This window comes from Corynebacterium comes (assembly GCF_009734405.1).
GTDB lineage: Bacteria > Actinomycetota > Actinomycetes > Mycobacteriales > Mycobacteriaceae > Corynebacterium > Corynebacterium comes.
The window spans coordinates 2,502,530-2,519,030 of sequence record NZ_CP046453.1 but is presented as its reverse complement, the minus strand read 5'-3'; the positions used below and the strand labels follow the sequence as shown (position 1 = coordinate 2,519,030).

General features: G+C 67.4%; 16 protein-coding genes. 13 read left to right on the top strand and 3 right to left on the bottom strand.

The genetic code is table 11. The annotated features are described in order from the left end of the window. Window positions 1-62 precede the first annotated feature (62 nt). Genes CETAM_RS12035 through CETAM_RS12020 form a run of 4 tightly spaced genes read left to right on the top strand, consistent with a single transcriptional unit; the run spans window position 63 to window position 3,128 of the window. The gene (locus CETAM_RS12035) at window positions 63-869 is read left to right on the top strand and encodes an ABC transporter ATP-binding protein (protein ID WP_156229071.1); all 807 of its coding nucleotides are present in this window, start codon (window positions 63-65) and stop codon (window positions 867-869) included. Next, entirely contained in the window at window positions 866-1,510 is a 645-nt protein-coding gene (locus CETAM_RS12030) for an ABC transporter permease (protein ID WP_156229070.1), read from the top strand. The genes CETAM_RS12035 and CETAM_RS12030 overlap by 4 nt, the downstream gene beginning before the upstream one ends. Next, window positions 1,507-2,181: an ABC transporter permease gene (locus CETAM_RS12025; protein WP_156229069.1), complete on the top strand. Its 675-nt coding sequence runs from the start codon at window positions 1,507-1,509 to the stop codon at window positions 2,179-2,181. Before CETAM_RS12030 ends, CETAM_RS12025 begins: the two co-directional genes overlap by 4 nt. Beyond that, window positions 2,178-3,128: an ABC transporter substrate-binding protein gene (locus tag CETAM_RS12020; protein ID WP_156229068.1), complete on the top strand. Its 951-nt coding sequence runs from the start codon at window positions 2,178-2,180 to the stop codon at window positions 3,126-3,128. Before CETAM_RS12025 ends, CETAM_RS12020 begins: the two co-directional genes overlap by 4 nt. Here CETAM_RS12020 and CETAM_RS12015 read toward each other — a convergent pair. Both CETAM_RS12015 and CETAM_RS12010 read right to left on the bottom strand, forming a co-directional pair. Continuing rightward, window positions 3,125-4,192, bottom strand: coding sequence for an LLM class flavin-dependent oxidoreductase (locus CETAM_RS12015; protein ID WP_156229067.1), 1,068 nt, complete (start codon window positions 4,190-4,192; stop codon window positions 3,125-3,127). The two genes, CETAM_RS12020 and CETAM_RS12015, sit on opposite strands and share 4 nt — an antisense overlap. Further along, complete coding sequence (locus CETAM_RS12010) at window positions 4,189-5,379, bottom strand: NAD(P)-binding domain-containing protein (protein WP_156229066.1); 1,191 nt, start codon at window positions 5,377-5,379, stop codon at window positions 4,189-4,191. Before CETAM_RS12010 ends, CETAM_RS12015 begins: the two co-directional genes overlap by 4 nt. 171 nt (window positions 5,380-5,550) lie before the next feature. Here CETAM_RS12010 and CETAM_RS12005 point away from each other — a divergent pair, with 171 nt between their 5' ends. From CETAM_RS12005 to CETAM_RS11985, 5 genes are all read left to right on the top strand, one after another. Beyond that, window positions 5,551-6,909 (top strand): sodium/glutamate symporter, encoded by a 1,359-nt coding sequence (locus tag CETAM_RS12005; protein WP_156229065.1) that lies wholly within the window; start codon window positions 5,551-5,553, stop codon window positions 6,907-6,909. A gap of 168 nt (window positions 6,910-7,077) precedes the next feature. Beyond that, window positions 7,078-9,636: an ATP-dependent chaperone ClpB gene (gene clpB / locus CETAM_RS12000; protein WP_156229064.1), complete on the top strand. Its 2,559-nt coding sequence runs from the start codon at window positions 7,078-7,080 to the stop codon at window positions 9,634-9,636. Window positions 9,637-9,722: 86 nt separating this feature from the next. Continuing rightward, the gene (locus CETAM_RS11995; RefSeq protein WP_156229063.1) at window positions 9,723-10,898 is read left to right on the top strand and encodes a glucose-1-phosphate adenylyltransferase family protein; all 1,176 of its coding nucleotides are present in this window, start codon (window positions 9,723-9,725) and stop codon (window positions 10,896-10,898) included. Window positions 10,899-10,910: 12 nt separating this feature from the next. Next, on the top strand, window positions 10,911-11,306 hold the full coding sequence (locus CETAM_RS11990) for a DUF4265 domain-containing protein (protein WP_156229062.1): 396 nt from the start codon (window positions 10,911-10,913) through the stop codon (window positions 11,304-11,306). 76 nt (window positions 11,307-11,382) lie between these two features. Further along, the gene (locus CETAM_RS11985; protein ID WP_156229061.1) at window positions 11,383-11,778 is read left to right on the top strand and encodes a DUF302 domain-containing protein; all 396 of its coding nucleotides are present in this window, start codon (window positions 11,383-11,385) and stop codon (window positions 11,776-11,778) included. Here the strand turns inward: CETAM_RS11985 and CETAM_RS11980 are convergent. Beyond that, window positions 11,771-13,123, bottom strand: coding sequence for an MFS transporter (locus tag CETAM_RS11980; RefSeq protein ID WP_156229060.1), 1,353 nt, complete (start codon window positions 13,121-13,123; stop codon window positions 11,771-11,773). The two genes, CETAM_RS11985 and CETAM_RS11980, sit on opposite strands and share 8 nt — an antisense overlap. An 80-nt stretch (window positions 13,124-13,203) precedes the next feature. Between CETAM_RS11980 and CETAM_RS11975 the strand changes: the two genes are divergently transcribed. The 4 genes from CETAM_RS11975 (at window position 13,204) to CETAM_RS11960 (ending at window position 16,478) form a co-directional block, all read left to right on the top strand. After that, window positions 13,204-14,043: a sulfurtransferase gene (locus CETAM_RS11975; protein WP_156229059.1), complete on the top strand. Its 840-nt coding sequence runs from the start codon at window positions 13,204-13,206 to the stop codon at window positions 14,041-14,043. 71 nt (window positions 14,044-14,114) lie between these two features. Then, window positions 14,115-15,164, top strand: a complete 1,050-nt coding sequence (locus CETAM_RS11970) for a type III secretion system chaperone family protein (RefSeq protein WP_231587496.1) — start codon at window positions 14,115-14,117, stop codon at window positions 15,162-15,164. Window positions 15,165-15,289: 125 nt separating this feature from the next. Beyond that, window positions 15,290-15,844, top strand: a complete 555-nt coding sequence (gene pyrE, locus CETAM_RS11965; protein ID WP_156229058.1) for an orotate phosphoribosyltransferase — start codon at window positions 15,290-15,292, stop codon at window positions 15,842-15,844. Beyond that, window positions 15,774-16,478 (top strand): TrmH family RNA methyltransferase, encoded by a 705-nt coding sequence (locus CETAM_RS11960; protein ID WP_407923931.1) that lies wholly within the window; start codon window positions 15,774-15,776, stop codon window positions 16,476-16,478. The genes pyrE and CETAM_RS11960 overlap by 71 nt, the downstream gene beginning before the upstream one ends. Window positions 16,479-16,501 lie beyond the last annotated feature (23 nt).

Sequence of the window (16,501 nt, the reverse complement as noted above, 5' to 3'; positions counted from 1 at the left end):
TTCTCCGGCGACCAGGGGTGGTCATGCGCCTAGAATCGGGTGTCACAGGCGAAAGGGCAGCCATGATCGAATTCGAGAAGGTCAGCAAGACCTATCCGGGCGCGAGTCGGCCGGCCGTCGAGGACTTCAGCTATCGGGTGGTGGAGGGGACGTCCACGGTGTTCGTCGGCCCCTCCGGTTGCGGAAAGACGACGTTGCTGCGGATGGTCAACAGGATGGTCTCCCCGGATTCCGGACGCGTTCTGGTGCGCGGTGAGGACATCAGCAAGGGCGATCCGGTCGGGCTACGCAGGTCCATCGGTTACGTCATGCAGCACTCCGGGCTGCTGCCGCACCGCACGGTGACCGACAACGTTGCGGCGGTGGCGCAGCTCAACGGGATGGGGCGTAGGCAGGCGCGTGAGCGCGCCGCTGAGCTGCTGAAACTGGTCGGTCTGGACCCCGCCCTGGGATCACGCTACCCGGCGGAGCTGTCGGGCGGGCAGGCCCAGCGCGTGGGCGTGGCCCGAGGTCTCGTGGCCAACCCGGACATCCTCCTCATGGACGAGCCCTTCGGCGCCGTGGATCCGGTGGTCCGCCGCGGGCTGCAGGAGGAGATCCTGGCGATCAAGGAATCCATGGACACGACCATCCTCATGGTCACCCACGACATCGACGAGGCCTTCCTGCTCGGCGACGAGATCGTCCTGCTCGGGGACGCGGCCGTCATCGAACAGGCCGGCAGTGCCGAGGACTTCATCACCTCCCCTGCGTCGGAGGTCGTCAGGGAGTTCACCGGAGCTGATTCCCGCTTCCTCAGCGTCCGGGAGCACGAGGGCAGGAGCCTGATCGTCGACCGGAACGGCCGGGTACGGGGAGTACTCGAATGAGGTGGGACTGGGTCTGGACCAACTCCGACCGCATCCTCGACCTGGCCTGGGCGCACATCAATCTCTCCTGGCCGCCGATCCTCGCCTCCTTCCTGCTGGCACTGCCCGTCGGCTGGTTCGCGCACCGCTACCGCCCGGCCCGCGAGGTACTGGTGATCACTGCGGGCCTGCTCTACGTCATTCCCTCGCTGGCGTTGTTCGTGGTGATGCCCCTGTTCCTGGGAACCTCGATCCTCTCCCCGCTCAACGTGGTCGCAGCCATGACCCTCTACGGCATCGCCCTACAGGTCAGGGCCACCGCGGATGCCTTCGACACGGTGCCTGACAGCGTCCGACAGGCCGCCGTGGCCACCGGTTACCGCCCCTGGCGCAGGGTGCTCTCGGTTGACATCCCGCTGGCCGGCCCGGGACTGCTCGCCGGCATCCGGGTGGTCTCCGCGTCCACCATCAGCCTGGTCTCCGTGGGCGCGCTCATCGGTGTGGCCTCGCTGGGTACCCTGTTCACCGAGGGTTTCCAGCGCTCCTTCCCCACGCAGATCCTGGTGGGTCTGGTGGGCACGGTCCTGCTCGCCGTGCTTTTCGACGCCGTCCTCGTCCTCCTCGGACGTCTGCTCATGCCGTGGAGGAGGAGGGTCGGATGAACCATCTCGCCGAAGCCTGGGGATTGATCGTCGACCCCGCCAACTGGGTCGGACCGGGAGGTATCACCCAGCGGCTCCTGGATCACCTGCTCTACACCGGCCTGGCCGTGGGCGTGGCACTGGCCGTCGCCCTGCCGCTCGGGCTGTGGGTCGGGCACACCCGCCGCGGCGCCGACGGCGTGCTGGCGGTCTCCGGCGCCCTGCGTGCGCTGCCTTCGCTGGGCCTACTGACCTGGTTGACCGTGGAAATGAGCAGCGGCGTCCGGATGCCCGTGGTTCCCGCCACGATCGTGCTGGTCATCCTGGCGGTCCCCCCGCTGCTGGCAGGCATTGTTGCGGGTGTCACCTCCGTCCCGTTGGCGGTCACCGATGCCGCCCGCGCCAGTGGCTTCAGTGAGCGGCAGATCCTCACCCGGGTGGAGCTCCCTCTCGCCGCCCCCGGCATGGTCGGCGGGTTGCGCTCCTGTGTCGTACAGGTTGTGGCGACGGCCACAATTGTCGCCTACATTGGGCTCTCAGGCCTGGGCAGATACCTCATCGACGGACTGGCGCTGCGGGATTATCCGCAGATGCTCGCGGGAGCACTCCTGGTCACCGCTCTCGCCCTCGTGGTCGACCTGATCCTGGCGTTCCTGCAACGACAAGTGAAACCCAAAGGAAGTGTCCCATGAGAATCCGTTCCCGCCACACGTTCATCGCAGCCGCCGCGCTCCTCGGCCTCACCCTGTCCGCCTGTACCTCGACTTCTGAGGATCCCCTGGGGGCCGATTCCGCCGATTCCGCCGGGACGATCGTCCTCGGCACCGCCAACTTCCCGGAGTCCGAGATCGTCGGCCAGATCTGGGCCGCCGCCCTCGAGGACGCCGGCTTCGACGTCGAGGTCAGTTCCGCCATCGGCTCCCGCGAGGTGTATCTCCGTGCGCTTGAGGAGGGCAGCATCGATCTCGTGCCCGAGTACATCGGCAACCTCGCCCAGTACTATCTCGCGGACTCCGGTTCCGGGGAGCTCGCGGCCGGCGCAGACACGGACGAGGTCTACGCAGCTCTGCAGGACAACCTGCCTGCGGGCACGGAGGTGGGTGACTACGCCGAGGGTGAGTCCAAGGACTCCTACCGCGTCACCCGCGAGCTCGCCGATGAGCAGGGACTGGTCACTCTCGCGGATCTGGGCAAGCTCGACCGGGTCCGCATCGCGGCCGCCCCCGAATTCGAGCAACGCCCCTACGGCCCCACCGGCCTGTCGGAGGTCTACGGCGTCGACGCCGGGAAGATCTCCATGGTGCCGATCTCGGACGGCGGCGGTCCGCTGACCATCGCCGCCCTGCGGGAGGGTACCGCCGACGTGGCCGACATCTACACCACCTCCCCGCTCCTGGATTCGCAGGGCAACGAGATCGACCTGGTCGCCCTGGAGGACCCGGAGAGGCTCATCCTCCCCCAGAACATCGTCCCGCTCATGCGCGCAGGTGAACTCCCGCAGGAGGCCGTGGACGCCATCAACGGCATCAACGAGCACCTCACCACCGAGGCGCTGGTGGAGATGAACCTGCGCAACATCGGGGACGAGAAGGCCGAGGCCCCGGTCATCGCCCGGGACTTCGTCGACGAGAACGTCTAGCCGATCGGGTAGCCCTCCACGGGACCCTTGTCCGCCGGGATCCAGCCCAGCGACGGGGCGACGTGCCCGGCAAAGGCCTCCAGGATGGACACGTTGACCTCCACACCCATCTGGTTGGGGACGGTGAGCATGAGGGTGTCGGCGGATTGGACGGCGGCGTCGGCACGCAGCTGCTCGATGAGCTTGTCCGGTTCTGCGGCATAGGTGCGGCCGAAGGTGACCGGGGTGCCTTCGCCGAGGGATCCGATCTGATCGCGGCCGCTGGCCTGCAGGCCGAAGAGCTCGCGGGAGCGGTCGTCGACGATGGGGAACACCGAGCGGGAGACCGAGACGCGCGGGGTCCAGTCGTGGCCGGCCGCCTTCCACGCCTCGCGGTAGCGGGCGATCTGCTCGGCCTGCAGGTCGCCGAGGGAGGAGCCGTCGGCCTCCGAGACGAGGGTGGAGCTCATCAGGTTCACGCCGTCGCGTGCGGCCTGCTCGGCGGTGCCGTGCGAGCCTGCGCCCCACCAGATGTGGCGGCGCAGGCCGGGGGAGTGCGGGAAGATCGGCAGGGGGGTACCTGCCTGGTACATGCGGGGGTACTGCTCCTCGGCAGGGGCTGCGGTGGCCACGCCGTAGCCGTCGATGGCGGTGAGGAAGCGTTCGAACTTCGTGCGTGCCATGTCCGCACCGTTGGGGTCTCCGGCGGTGTATCCGAAGGATTCCCAGCCGCGCTGGGCGGGCTCCGGTGACCCCCGGGAGACGCCGAGGGCCACGCGGCCGTCGGAGAGCAGGTCGAGGGCGGCCGCCTCCTCGGCGAGGTAGAGGGGGTTCTCGTAACGCATGTCGATGACGCCGGTGCCCACCTCGATGTGCTTCGTCGAGCCCGCGATCGCACCCAGCAGCGGCATGGGGGACGCGCCCTGCGGGGCGAAGTGGTGGACACGGAAGTAGGCGCCGTTGACGCCGAGTTCATCGGCCGCCTGCGCCAGTTCCAGGGCCTGCTTCAACGTCTGTCCGGCGTCGGGGCCGGGTTGGCTGCCGATGGCGTAGTGGCCGAAACTCAGGAATCCGAATGCTTTCATGCTGCTGATACTACTTTCTGTTCGAGGTGGCGTGCGGCGCGTCGCCCGGCGAGACGACCCGCCCGCGTGGCGCCGACGGTGGATGCGGTTGATCCGTAGCCGACGAGCAGGACCCGGCCGTCGCGCGCCGGGGTGACCTCGTCGACCATGAGGACGCCGCCGCCGGGTTCGCGCAGCTTCAGCGGCGCGAGGTGACGCAGGGCGGGGCGGAAGCCGGTGTTCCAGAAGATGACGTCCACGTCGAGCGCTGTCCCCGCCGGCAGCGGATCCCAGGACTCCGGAACCTGCAGCCCCCCGCTTCTCGACGGCCCGAGGCCTTCCGCCCGTGCGTGGTCCGCGGCACCGAACACGACGCCGCTTTCCGTGACCCGGTCGAACATGCCCCGGGAGACCAGGGTGCCGTCACGGACCCCGTCGAGGTAGGCGGGCCACTGCGGGATACCGGTGGTGCGTACGACAGAGGCGGGACGCTGACCTGTGTGGGTGAGCTCGCGTACGGCCTTCTCCACCGCCAGGCCCCAGCCGGCGTCGAATTCGCGCCCGGTGAAGTTCGGCGGGCGGCGCGTGGCCCAGATCGTCTCGGTGACCGGTGCCAGCTCCAGCAGGAACTGCACGGCCGAGAGGCCGCCGCCGACCACCAGGGTGCGCAGGCCGGCGAAGTCCTCCTTCCGGCGGTAGTTCTTCGTGTGCAGCTGGCGGCCGGTGAAGTTCTCGATGCCCGGGACATGGGGAATGTAGGGGTTGTCCCAGGTGCCGGTGGCGTTGAGGACGATGTCGGCAGTGAGTTCATGGGTGCCGCGCACGGTGATGCGCAGCGGCGAGTCCGGATCGGCCGGGTCGACGGCCTCGACGCGGCTGACCGGTGCGGGGCGCAGCACCGCGAGGTCGAGGTGGTCCTCGTAGCTGCGGTAGTACTCGGCCACCAGCGTGGCGGCCGGCGTCACCGGATCGGGACGTTGCATGGGCAGCCCCGGAAGGTCGGCGATGCCGTGGGCCTTGCCCAGTGTCAGCGAATCCCAGCGGTGCCGCCAGGCTCCGCCGGGGCCGTCATTGGCGTCGAGGATGATGAAGTCCGTGCCGGGGAGGAGTCCGCGGCGACGGAGTTCATGGGCTGCCGCGAGGCCGGCCTGGCCTGCGCCGATGATGGCGGCCCGGTAGTGGTGGTCGTGCACGTCCGAGATCTCCATGGCCTCCACCATACCCCCAATCAGTGACGTGTCAACAATATGGTCAGCCGCGACGGTTCGGGCATGACCGGGCATGCACGTTACAGTGAGGGCGGACACAACAAAGTCGTGCGACGCTCCGGGCTCACCTGTCCGGCTACTGGTCTGCACCGGAATGAAGTGGATAACGCCGTGGAATACACCCCATACAGCCTGCTCATCGACGTCGGCTGGATCTCTCTGCTCATGGTCGTCGGTAACCTTCTGCGTCGTAAGATCGGTCTGTTCCAGCGTCTGCTCATGCCCGCCTCGATAACGGCCGGGCTGCTCGGGCTGCTGTTCGGGCCGCAGGTGCTCGGCTGGATCAACTTCTCCGGGCAGATCGGCACGTACACCTCGATCCTGATCGCCTTCGTCTTCGCCTCCATGGCGTACTCGATGGACCTCACCCCCTCGGTGCGTACCGGCGCGAAGAACATGTGGTCCTACTCGACGGGCATGTTCATGGGCCAGTGGGGCCTGTTCATCCTCCTGGGCATCTACTTCTTCCAGCCGGTGTTCGGTACCGAAAGCTGGTTCGGCATGATGCTGCCCGTCGGTTTCGTGGGCGGCTTCGGCACGGCCGCCGCCGTGGGAACCTCGCTGGAGGGTGCGGGTGCCGTGGCCGCCAGCTCGCTGGGCTTCATGTCCGCGACCGTGGGCACCCTGTCCGCCATCGTCGGCGGACTCATCTTCACCAGCTGGGGGATCCGCACCGGGCGTACATCCACGATGCCGAAGAAACTGCCCTGGGAGCTGCGCTCCGGCTACATCGACGACCTGGGGGCACGACCCTCGATAGGCAGGGCCACGACCAACCCCTCCGCGATCGAGCCGCTCGCCCTCCATCTGGGATTCGTGATGTTGACCGTGATGATCGCCTACCTGGTCAACGGTTTCATCAACGACGTCTTCCCGACCGTCTCCATCCCGCTCTTCGCCATGTCGTTCGTCATCGGGCTGGTCGGCCGCATCCTGCTGGGCGCCGTGGGCAGGAAGGACTTCCTGGACAAGGGGACCGTCAGTTCCATGTCCGGTGCGGCCACCGACTACCTCATCGCCTTCGGCGTCGCCTCCATCGTTCCGGCCGCGATCGCCGACTACTGGGTGCCGCTTGCCCTCCTGTTCGTGCTGGGTATCGCCTACTGCGTGTTCGTGTTCTTCGTCCTCTCGCCGGAGTTCTTCGGCGAGAAGTGGTTGGAGCGTGGCATCTTCTCCTGGGGCTGGGCCACCGCGGCTGTTGCCACCGGCATCGCGCTGCTCAAGATCGTCGATCCGAAGCTGAAGTCCGGCACCCTCAATGAATACGGCGTCGCGTACGTCGGGTTCGCCCCCTTCGAGATCGGCATGACCATCCTCGCCCCCATCGCCGTCATCGTCGGCCTGACCGCCGGGCTCGGCTGGCTCTCGCTGCTCATCGCGTTGGCTGTGCTGCTGGTGCCGATCTTCCTCGGGCGTACGCCGGGCAGGCAACGTAAGGCGGCGGCCGCGGCTGCCACGGCAGAAGCCTGACGCTGGGGCTGGTGGTGGTCGTTGTGTCGGGGCCGGGAGACATCTCCGGCCGCCCGGCCTAAACTTGAGCGTGGATGACTCAGATATTTTCCTCTTGAGTGGAACAGACTCAACTCTTCATGCGTTACTAGAGGTAGTAGACGAACTAAAAGAGAAAGGAAACGTGGCATGACCTCGTTCAATCCCACCACCAAGACCCAGGAGGCCCTGCAGTCCGCACTGCAGCTGGCTTCCGCCAACGGCAACCCGGACATCCGCCCGGCGCACCTTCTGGCCGCGATTCTCGACCAACCGGAGGGGATCGCCGCCCCGGTGCTCAAAGCCACCGGCGTTGATCCGGAGACCGTCGCCCGCGAGGCGCGCGCCCTGGTCGACGGTTATCCCAAGGCCGCCGGAGCCAACCTGGCCAACCCCAACTTCAACCGGGATGCACTCAACGCACTGACCGCGGCCCAGGAGCTGGCCGGCGAGCTCGGCGACGAGTACGTCTCCACGGAGGTCCTCATGGCGGGCATCGCCCGGGGCGACAACGAGGCGGCGAAGCTGCTCACCGGTCGAGGTGCCACCTACGAGGCCATCAAGGGTGCCTTCCCGTCCGTGCGTGGTGCCTCGAAGGTGACCAACCAGGACCCGGAGGGCCAGTTCCAGGCGCTGGAGAAGTACTCCACCGACCTGACCGCGCGTGCACGCGAAGGCAAGATCGACCCGGTGATCGGCCGTGACTCGGAGATCCGCCGCGTGGTGCAGGTGCTCAGCCGACGCACCAAGAACAACCCGGTGCTCATCGGTGAGCCCGGCGTGGGTAAGACCGCGATCGTGGAAGGCCTGGCCCGACGTATGGTGGCCGGAGACGTGCCGGAGTCCCTGAAGGGCAAGACCCTCATTTCGCTCGACCTGGCCTCGATGGTCGCCGGTGCGAAGTACCGTGGCGAGTTCGAGGAGCGGCTGAAGGCCGTCCTGGACGAGATCAAGAACTCCGACGGGCAGGTGGTCACCTTCATCGACGAGCTGCACACCATCGTCGGTGCCGGTGCCTCCGGCGAGTCCGCGATGGACGCCGGAAACATGATCAAGCCGATGCTGGCCCGCGGTGAACTGCGCCTGGTCGGCGCGACCACCCTGGACGAGTACCGGAAGTACATCGAGAAGGACGCCGCCCTTGAGCGTCGTTTCCAGCAGGTGTACGTCGGCGAGCCGTCGGTCGAGGATGCCGTGGGCATTCTGCGCGGTCTGAAGGAACGTTACGAGGTCCACCACGGTGTCCGCATCCAGGACTCGGCCCTCGTCGCGGCCGCGACCCTGTCGGACCGCTACATCACCAACCGCTTCCTCCCGGACAAGGCGATCGACCTGGTCGATGAGGCTGCCAGCCGCCTGCGCATGGAGATCGACTCCTCCCCGCAGGAGATCGATGAGCTCGAGCGCATTGTCCGTCGCCTCGAGATCGAGGAGGTCGCGCTGGCCAAGGAGACCGACGACGCCTCCAGGGACCGTCTGGAGAAACTGCGTTCCGAGCTCGCCGACGAACGCGAGAAGCTCGGTGAGCTCACGTCCCGATGGATGAACGAGAAAAACTCGATCGACAAGGTACGCGGCGCCAAGGAGGAACTGGAGAAGCTGCGTCAGGAGTCCGAGATCGCCGAGCGCGACGGGGACTACGGCCGGGTCGCCGAGCTGCGTTACGGTCGTATCCCCGAGCTGGAGAAGGAGGTCGAGGCCGCTCAGGTCGAGGTCGCCGAGGGTGCGAACAACGCCATGCTCAGTGAAGAGGTCACCCCGGACACCATCGCCGAGGTCGTCTCCGCGTGGACCGGCATCCCGGCGGGCAAGATGCTCGCGGGCGAGACCGAGAAGCTGCTGGCCATGGAGTCCTTCCTGGGCAACCGCGTCGTCGGTCAGCACGAGGCCGTGCAGGCAGTCTCTGACGCGACCCGCCGCGCCCGCGCCGGCGTCGCCGACCCGAACCGCCCGACCGGTTCCTTCCTCTTCCTCGGTCCGACCGGCGTGGGTAAGACCGAGCTGGCGAAGTCCCTGGCGGAGTTCCTCTTCGACGACGAACGCGCCATGGTGCGCATCGACATGTCCGAGTACGGCGAGAAGCACTCCGTCGCACGTCTCGTGGGTGCCCCTCCGGGGTACGTCGGTTATGACGCCGGCGGCCAGCTCACCGAGGCGGTCCGTCGCCGCCCTTACACGGTCGTGCTCTTCGATGAGGTCGAGAAGGCCCACCCGGACGTCTTCGACGTGCTGCTCCAGGTCCTCGACGAAGGTCGGCTCACCGACGGCCAGGGCCGGACGGTTGACTTCCGTAACACCATCCTCATCCTCACCTCGAACCTGGGCGCCGGCGGCACCCGGGAGCAGATGACGGAGGCCGTGAAGCGGACGTTCAAGCCGGAGTTCATCAACCGTCTGGACGACGTGGTGATCTTCGACCCGCTCTCCCGGGAGCAGCTGACCAACATCGTGGACATCCAGATCAAGCAGCTGGCCGCCCGCCTGGCGGGCCGCCGCCTGAGCCTGGATGTCTCCGAGGCGGCGAAGGCCTGGCTCGCGGACCGTGGTTACGACCCGGCCTACGGCGCCCGTCCGCTGCGCCGCCTGATCCAGCAGGCGATCGGCGACCGACTGGCAAAGGAGCTGCTCGCCGGCGATATCCGTGACGGTGACACCGTCCGCGTCGATCTCGCCGACGGGGACGAGGCGCTGGACGTCAGCCGCGCCTGAACCGCGCGGGTGTAACTGCGCGGGGCGCTTCCTGACGCCCCGCGCAGCAGCCGTGTGTCCGCCCGGAATCACCGTACGATGAATGCATGAACAGTAATGTCCCGACTGTGGTGGCACTCATCCTGGCGGGAGGGTACGGCAGCCGGTTGTCCCCGCTGACCGATGCCCGCCCCAAGCCTGCGGTCCCGCTGGCAGGTTCCTACCGGCTCATTGACGTCGCCCTGTCCAACCTGGCGCACTCAGGGTTGCGTGACGTGTGGGTCGTCGAGCAGTACCGCCCGGGTCTGCTCAACCGCCACCTGGCGGGTGGTCGTCCCTGGGATATGGACGGAACGCGTCGCGGTCTGCGGATCGTGCCTCCGGAGGAGCGGGACGACGATGACCGGGACGGCTTTTCCGAGGGCAACGGGCATGCGCTCTATCAGCAGCTGGACGCTCTGGCGGAGTTTGGCGCGGACACGGTCGTGGTGCTCAGCGCGGACCATCTCTACCAGTTGGACATGCGCCCGGTGCTGGCACAGCATCATGAGCGCGGGAGTGAACTGACCATCATCACCACCGAGGTCCTGGAGGACCCCTCCCGCTACGGCGTGGTCAGTGCCACCCCAGAGGGGACCGTGACCGGGTACGAGTACAAGCCCGCCGATCCTTCCGGAAATATCGTCGCCACCGAGGTCTTCGTCTACCGGGTGGAAGCGCTCAAGCGGGCCATCACCGAACTCCTCGAGGGCGACTCCGGGGCGAACGGGGCAGACCTGGGGGACTACGGTGACACCATCGTCCCTCATCTGGTGGAACACGGTCTGGTCCACGAATACCGGATGACGGGGTACTGGCGTGACCTGGGGACCATCGACGCCTATTTCCAGGCGCACATGGAACTCATCGACGGCGGAGGCATCCAGCTCGACCGCCCTGACTGGCCTCTGCTCACCAACCTGTCGGTGAGTTCCCCGGCGCGCATCGACGCCGGCGCCACCGTCACCACCAGCATGATCTGTCCCGGTGCCCGTATCCGGGGCGCGGTCGAACACAGCCTCATCGGTCCCGGCGTGACGGTGGAACGGGGAGCGACGGTGTCCCGGTCCGTCCTCATCGGAGATGTGGTGGTACCCACGGGTGCGCATCTTGAATCCGTCATCGCGGATCACGGGGTGACCATCCCCGCCGGGCACATCGGGAAAACCAAACCGGGTCCCGGCAACATCACCGTCATCGTCGATGAATCCTCCACCGACCGGGGCGACGCACTCACACCGTAGGAGACGACATCCATGGTCACCCTCATCGCACCAGTTGCCCGTGCGGGCATCGACTCGGAGGAACTCGCCGCAGATCCGCTCGGCGGGTGCCACTACATCCTGCGCTCGATCCCGGTCGTCGCCGAGGGTGTGGCGCTCGGTGACATTGTCGCGTGCGTCATCGTCGACGGTCGTCCGCACATCGACCATGTCGTCGTCCCCGGTGGGAACACCACGTTGCGCGTGCTTGTCGACGCCCCCTTCATCGCCCAGCTCCGTCTGCTTCTGGAAAACCTCGGTTGCCGGGTGGAGCATCCGCTGCCGGGACTGCTGGTCCTCAGCGTCGCACCAGATGCGCCGGGGGAGGGTATCCGCGCCCACCTCGCTGATCTAGCGGACCAGGGCGTGGTGCAGGTTGCGCCGGAGTGAGCGGGGTCCTGCATTCGGCCTGTCCCGTCGCTACGATTGAGGATGTTGTTCGTACCGCAATCCGGAAGGGACCCTCATGTCGCTCACCATCGCCACGACCTTGAACACCGATTTCGATGATGCCGTCCAGCGCACGCGCGCCGCACTCGCCGAGGTCGGCTTCGGTGTCCTCACCGAGATCGACATGACCGCGACCCTGAAGAAGAAGATCGACGCGGACATCGAGGACTATGTCATCCTGGGCGCCTGCAACCCCGGCTTCGCGCACCGGGCCCTGCAGGTGGAGCGCCAGATCGGTGCACTGCTGCCGTGCAACGTCACCGTCCGCCGGAACCCGGAGAACTCCGGGGAGATCTTCGTGGAGGCCGCCGACCCGCGCACGCTCATGGCTGCCGCCGGAAACGACGAGCTGACCGCCGCCGCCGAGGAGGTCGCGGAGCTGCTGTCTAAGGCCGTCGCCAGCCTCAGCTGACGCCTGTGCCGGCCTGCCCGGCCACATCCTGGCTCGTTGACGCGTAGTACTCCGACAGTCGGTGGTACGGCCGCGAGAAGAATGCGAGCACGACCACCGCGAACATCACCGCGCCGGAGATCGTGAACATCAGCGCCATCCCGCGTGTCTCGCCCCCGCCCAGGAGCCGACCGAAGGAATTCCAGCCGGCGGGGGTGGACATCCACGGGATCACGTAGGACTGCGCCAGCACCGCCACGGTGATCGCCGACACCGGGTTCGCGACCATTTCGATGGCGATCGCGAGTCCGAACACCCGCCCTTGCTGGCGGAAGGGCACGACCCGCTGGAGAATCGTCTGTTCGGCCGCCTCGGCGGCGGGCATGAGCGACATGAAGGCCAGCATCCCGGCGGCGAACAGCCACCACCACTCGCGCAGCGCGAAGGTGGCGCCGATCGCCGCAACGGCCAGATTGACCAGCAGGAGGGTCCGGACCGGATTGCCGCCCAGGCCCACCTTCGCCACCAGCGCACCGCCGAGGATGAACCCGACCGACGTCACGGCGAGCACGACGCCCCACAGCTGTGGGCCGTACATCTCCAGTCCGTAGGGGTCCATGAGCGCTGTGTACACCCCGCCCATGAGGTTGTTGAAGGACGAGAAAAGGATCAGCGCCAGCAGTCCGGGCACCAGCCGGATCACAGCCCAGGAGCCGCGTAGATCGATGCCGGACGTGATCACGTCCGCGGCATCCTCCGTAGCCTCCGGGCTGACGAGCTGCGTCTCCGTGATCTTGAGGGGCAGAAGGTGCACCAGCGCCACCACCGTCAGCCCCACTGCGATCCACAGGGAGATCTCCATGCCGAGGTAGCCGATCGACAGCCCCGAGATCACCGAGGTGAGGGAGAAGGCCAGGCCCTGCACCATGCCGACCAGCCCGTTCGCCTTGTCGCGCCCGGCCTCGGGGACCATCAGGGTCACGGTCGTGGACAGGGCGATGTTGCGCATGTGCTCCACCACGGCGCCGACGAGGATGATGACGGCGAAGGCGATGATGGCGGGATCGTCGGCACGCACCTGCGTCGGGTCGACCCACAGCACCCACACGAGCGCGGCGAGGGCGAATGCCACGAGCGTGGCGACGGCCGCGAGCATCATCACCGTCTTCTTCCGGTGATGGTCGACGACTGAACCGAAGAAGATCGACCCGGTGGCGATCAGGGCCATGTAGAGGCCGTTGATCGCCCCGGTCAGTCCGACGTTGCGCGTCTCCAGATAGACCCAGAAGGCCAGACAGAACCAGAGGTAGCTCGTGGTGATGTTCGCGAGCAGGGTATTCACCAGGACGTGGTGGAATGGCCTCACAGATCCAGGATAGTCCCGCGCAGGTTCTCCGCCCCGGTCTGATTCTGCAGGGGGTCTGAACCCCCTCTAGACTCCGGGGTATGAGCACCTTCGTGAGTGCGCAGGCCCTGCGCGATGACATCTACCACGGCCACAGGCAGACAGTTCTCGGTGTCTTCTGGGAGCCGGAGGAAGGCGCGGGCCACCGCCGGTTTGAATCTGAGCACGTGCCCACCGCCCTGTTCTGTGATCCGGCTTATGCATTGGCTGGCATTCCCAGTTCGGAGGACGGCCGTAACCCGCTGCCGGAACCCCACCACCTCCAGGACTGGTTCAGGCGCTGGGGTCTCGCGGAGGACAGTCGGGTCGTGGTCTACGACGAGGGCCGTGGACCCATGGCGGCCCGTGCCTGGTGGATCCTGCGTTGGGCAGGCATGACCGACGTGCGGATCCTCGACGGCGGGCTGCGCGCCTGGGACAGTCTCAACCTGCCGATCGTCGGCGGGCCGGGCAACTTCGCCACCTCCAACGGCGGCGAGGTACGCGCTGGTTCCCTGCCCGTTGCCGGGATCGATGAGGTGCGGGACCATCTCGCAGCGGGGGGCGTGCTTGTCGATGCCCGCGACTCCCGCCGCTTCGCCGGCCGCCGCGAGATCCTGGACCTCAAGGCCGGTCACATTCCCGGCGCCGTCAACATCCCCGCTGCCGATCTGTACGACGAGAACCGGGTGGTCTGCAGCCCTGAGGAGATCCGCGCCCGTTTCGCCCGGGAATCAATCACGTCGGGCGAGGGGATCATCGTCTACTCCGGGTCCGGCAATCATTCGGCCATGCTGCTCGCCGCGATGGAGCGTGCCGGCCTTGGCGTCGCCAGCCACTATGTCTGTGGTTGGTCCCAGTGGTCGGCGGATCCGGAGAACCCGGTCGAGCGCGGGGTCTAGAACATCCCGCCGGGGAAAAAGCAGGTGCGGCAGTCCCGCGAGTGCGCAACGGCGCACTATTGTCGATGGTGATGTCCATCATTGCCTTTGCTCTCGCTGCGTTCGCCGCTGGTGCGGCCGCACTGTTGTGGCGCCTCGACGCCCGACAGCGGTCCCGGCCTGCGCGGGAGCCGAAGGCGGAGATGGAACCCCGGCCGGAGGAGCCGGCTGAGCCGCAGCCTGAGCCGCTGCCTGAGCCGTTGCCTGAGCGCCGCCACGGGCTGAGCCTGCCGGGTGCGCTGCGCCGGGAGCGTCGCGCCTGGGCGGAGGAGAAGGGCTTCGAGTTCTCCCGTTCCGATGACTGGCTCAACGACGAATGGTCGCGAGGCGCGGCAGCCAGCGGTGCTGCCGCGAAAGACATCGTCAGCGGCCAGGCATACGGGCATGAAATGGTGCTCATGGACCTGGGCGGGGTGAACGTGATGGCGGTGCGTCGGGGTGCGGCATCGGATGTGGTGATTGACGCGCGCCGGGTGTCGGCACCCGAGCAGGAGTCCTCCTCCGACCTCATCGAGGCGTTCACGCTCGGCGAATTCCGCGTTCTGGCCACGGACACGGGCGTCGCGCAGCGGCTGGTGGATGATCGGGTGACCATTGCATTCCAGGTCCTGCCGGAGATTGTCACCGCCGTGTGGATGGAGTCGGACTGGGTCCTCGCCCAGACTGCCCGCGGTTCGCATGCGGGTGACTGGGAGGAGATGCTCGCTCCGCTGGCGATGCTCGCCGACGCCGCCCGTGCCCTCCCGCCGAGGGCGACCGCCGCCCAGGTGCTCCAGCTGGAGGACCTGGATCCCACCCGGCAGATGCCGGAACCGCCGAAGCCCGGTTTCGGGGTCGTGGAGCTGGTTCGTGAAGGTGTGGAGCCGGGGGAGCGGCCCCTGGTCCAGCGGCCGGAGGAGCCCCTGGACATGCCCAGCCGCAGGCAGTCGGTGGCGCGTGGTGTGGTGGAGCCCCGCGGGGTGGGTGCCGATGAGGTGCTCCCGATCGCGGACGGGTCACGCGACGATCATCCCCGGGGAGTGCAGATGCCGCGGGACCTGCGTCGCGGCCCCTCGATCTTCGGCGACGAGCCGGAGGCCTGACAACTTCCCCGAGCGTCGGGGCGCGGTCCTCGATGCGCAAGGCGGAGCTGATCGACCCGCTGCGCAACCACTGAATCTATGCTGGGACTGGTCAGACATCCCCGGCATCAGAAGGACCCCGCGCCATGACGAAACCCACCGTCAACCAGGAGAAGCTCGCTGAGTTGGCTGAGCTGGTCAAGGAACTCGCCGTCGTCCACGGCAAGGTGACACTGTCGTCCGGCAGGGAAGCCGACTACTACGTCGACCTGCGTCGTGCGACGTTGCACAATCAGGCCTCCAAACTCATCGGTCAGCTCCTGCGGGAACTCACCGCAGACTGGGATTTCGTCTCCGTCGGCGGTCTGACCCTGGGGGCGGATCCGGTGGCCACCGCCGTCATGCATGCGGAGGGTCGCCCGATCAACGCTTTCGTGGTGCGCAAGGAGGCCAAGAAGCACGGCATGCAGCGCCGCGTGGAGGGGCCGGATGTCGTGGGCAGGAAGGTGCTCGTTGTCGAGGACACCACCACGACCGGCAACTCACCGTTGACCGCCGTCGCCGCCCTGCGTGAGTTGGGGGCAGAGGTCGTCGGCGTGGCCACCGTCGTCGACCGGGCAACCGGAGCGGATGAGGTCATCCGTGCGGAGGGGCTGGAGTACCGCTTCCTGTTGGGCCTGGGCGACCTTGGACTCGCTTAAGGGCCCGACCGAGTGGGGCGAGGGCACGCACGGCGTCGGCCCCTGGGAGGGGACCTGGCCCACCGAGGAACGTTATGATCCCGAGCTGCTGGAGAACGGTGACCGTCGCAACGTGGTCGACGCCTACCGTTACTGGACGCGCGAGGCGATCGTGGCGGACATCGACAAGCGCCGGCACCCGCTGCACGTGGCTATCGAGAACTTCGAGAACGACGCGAACATCGGCACCGTGGTGCGGACCGCGAACGCCTTCGCGGTGGACACGGTGCACATCGTCGGACGGCGGCGGTGGAACCGGCGGGGTGCGATGGTCACCGACCGTTATCAACATCTCATGCACCACCCGGACGTGCATTCGCTGCTGGTGTGGGCGATCCGGAACGATCTGACGGTGGTGGCCATCGACAACACCCCGGGATCCATCCCCCTGGAGACTGCCCGGCTGCCGCGGGAATGTCTGCTGCTCTTCGGCCAGGAGGGGCCGGGCATCACCCCGGAGGCCGCCGAGGGGGCGCTCATGACGTGCTCGATCGCGCAGTTCGGTTCGACCCGGTCGATCAACGCGGGTGTGGCGGCCGGGATCGCCATGCACACGTGGATCCGGCAGCATGGAGATCTGTCACACGCGTGGTGACGCTGTGAAAGTAAATCGTTATC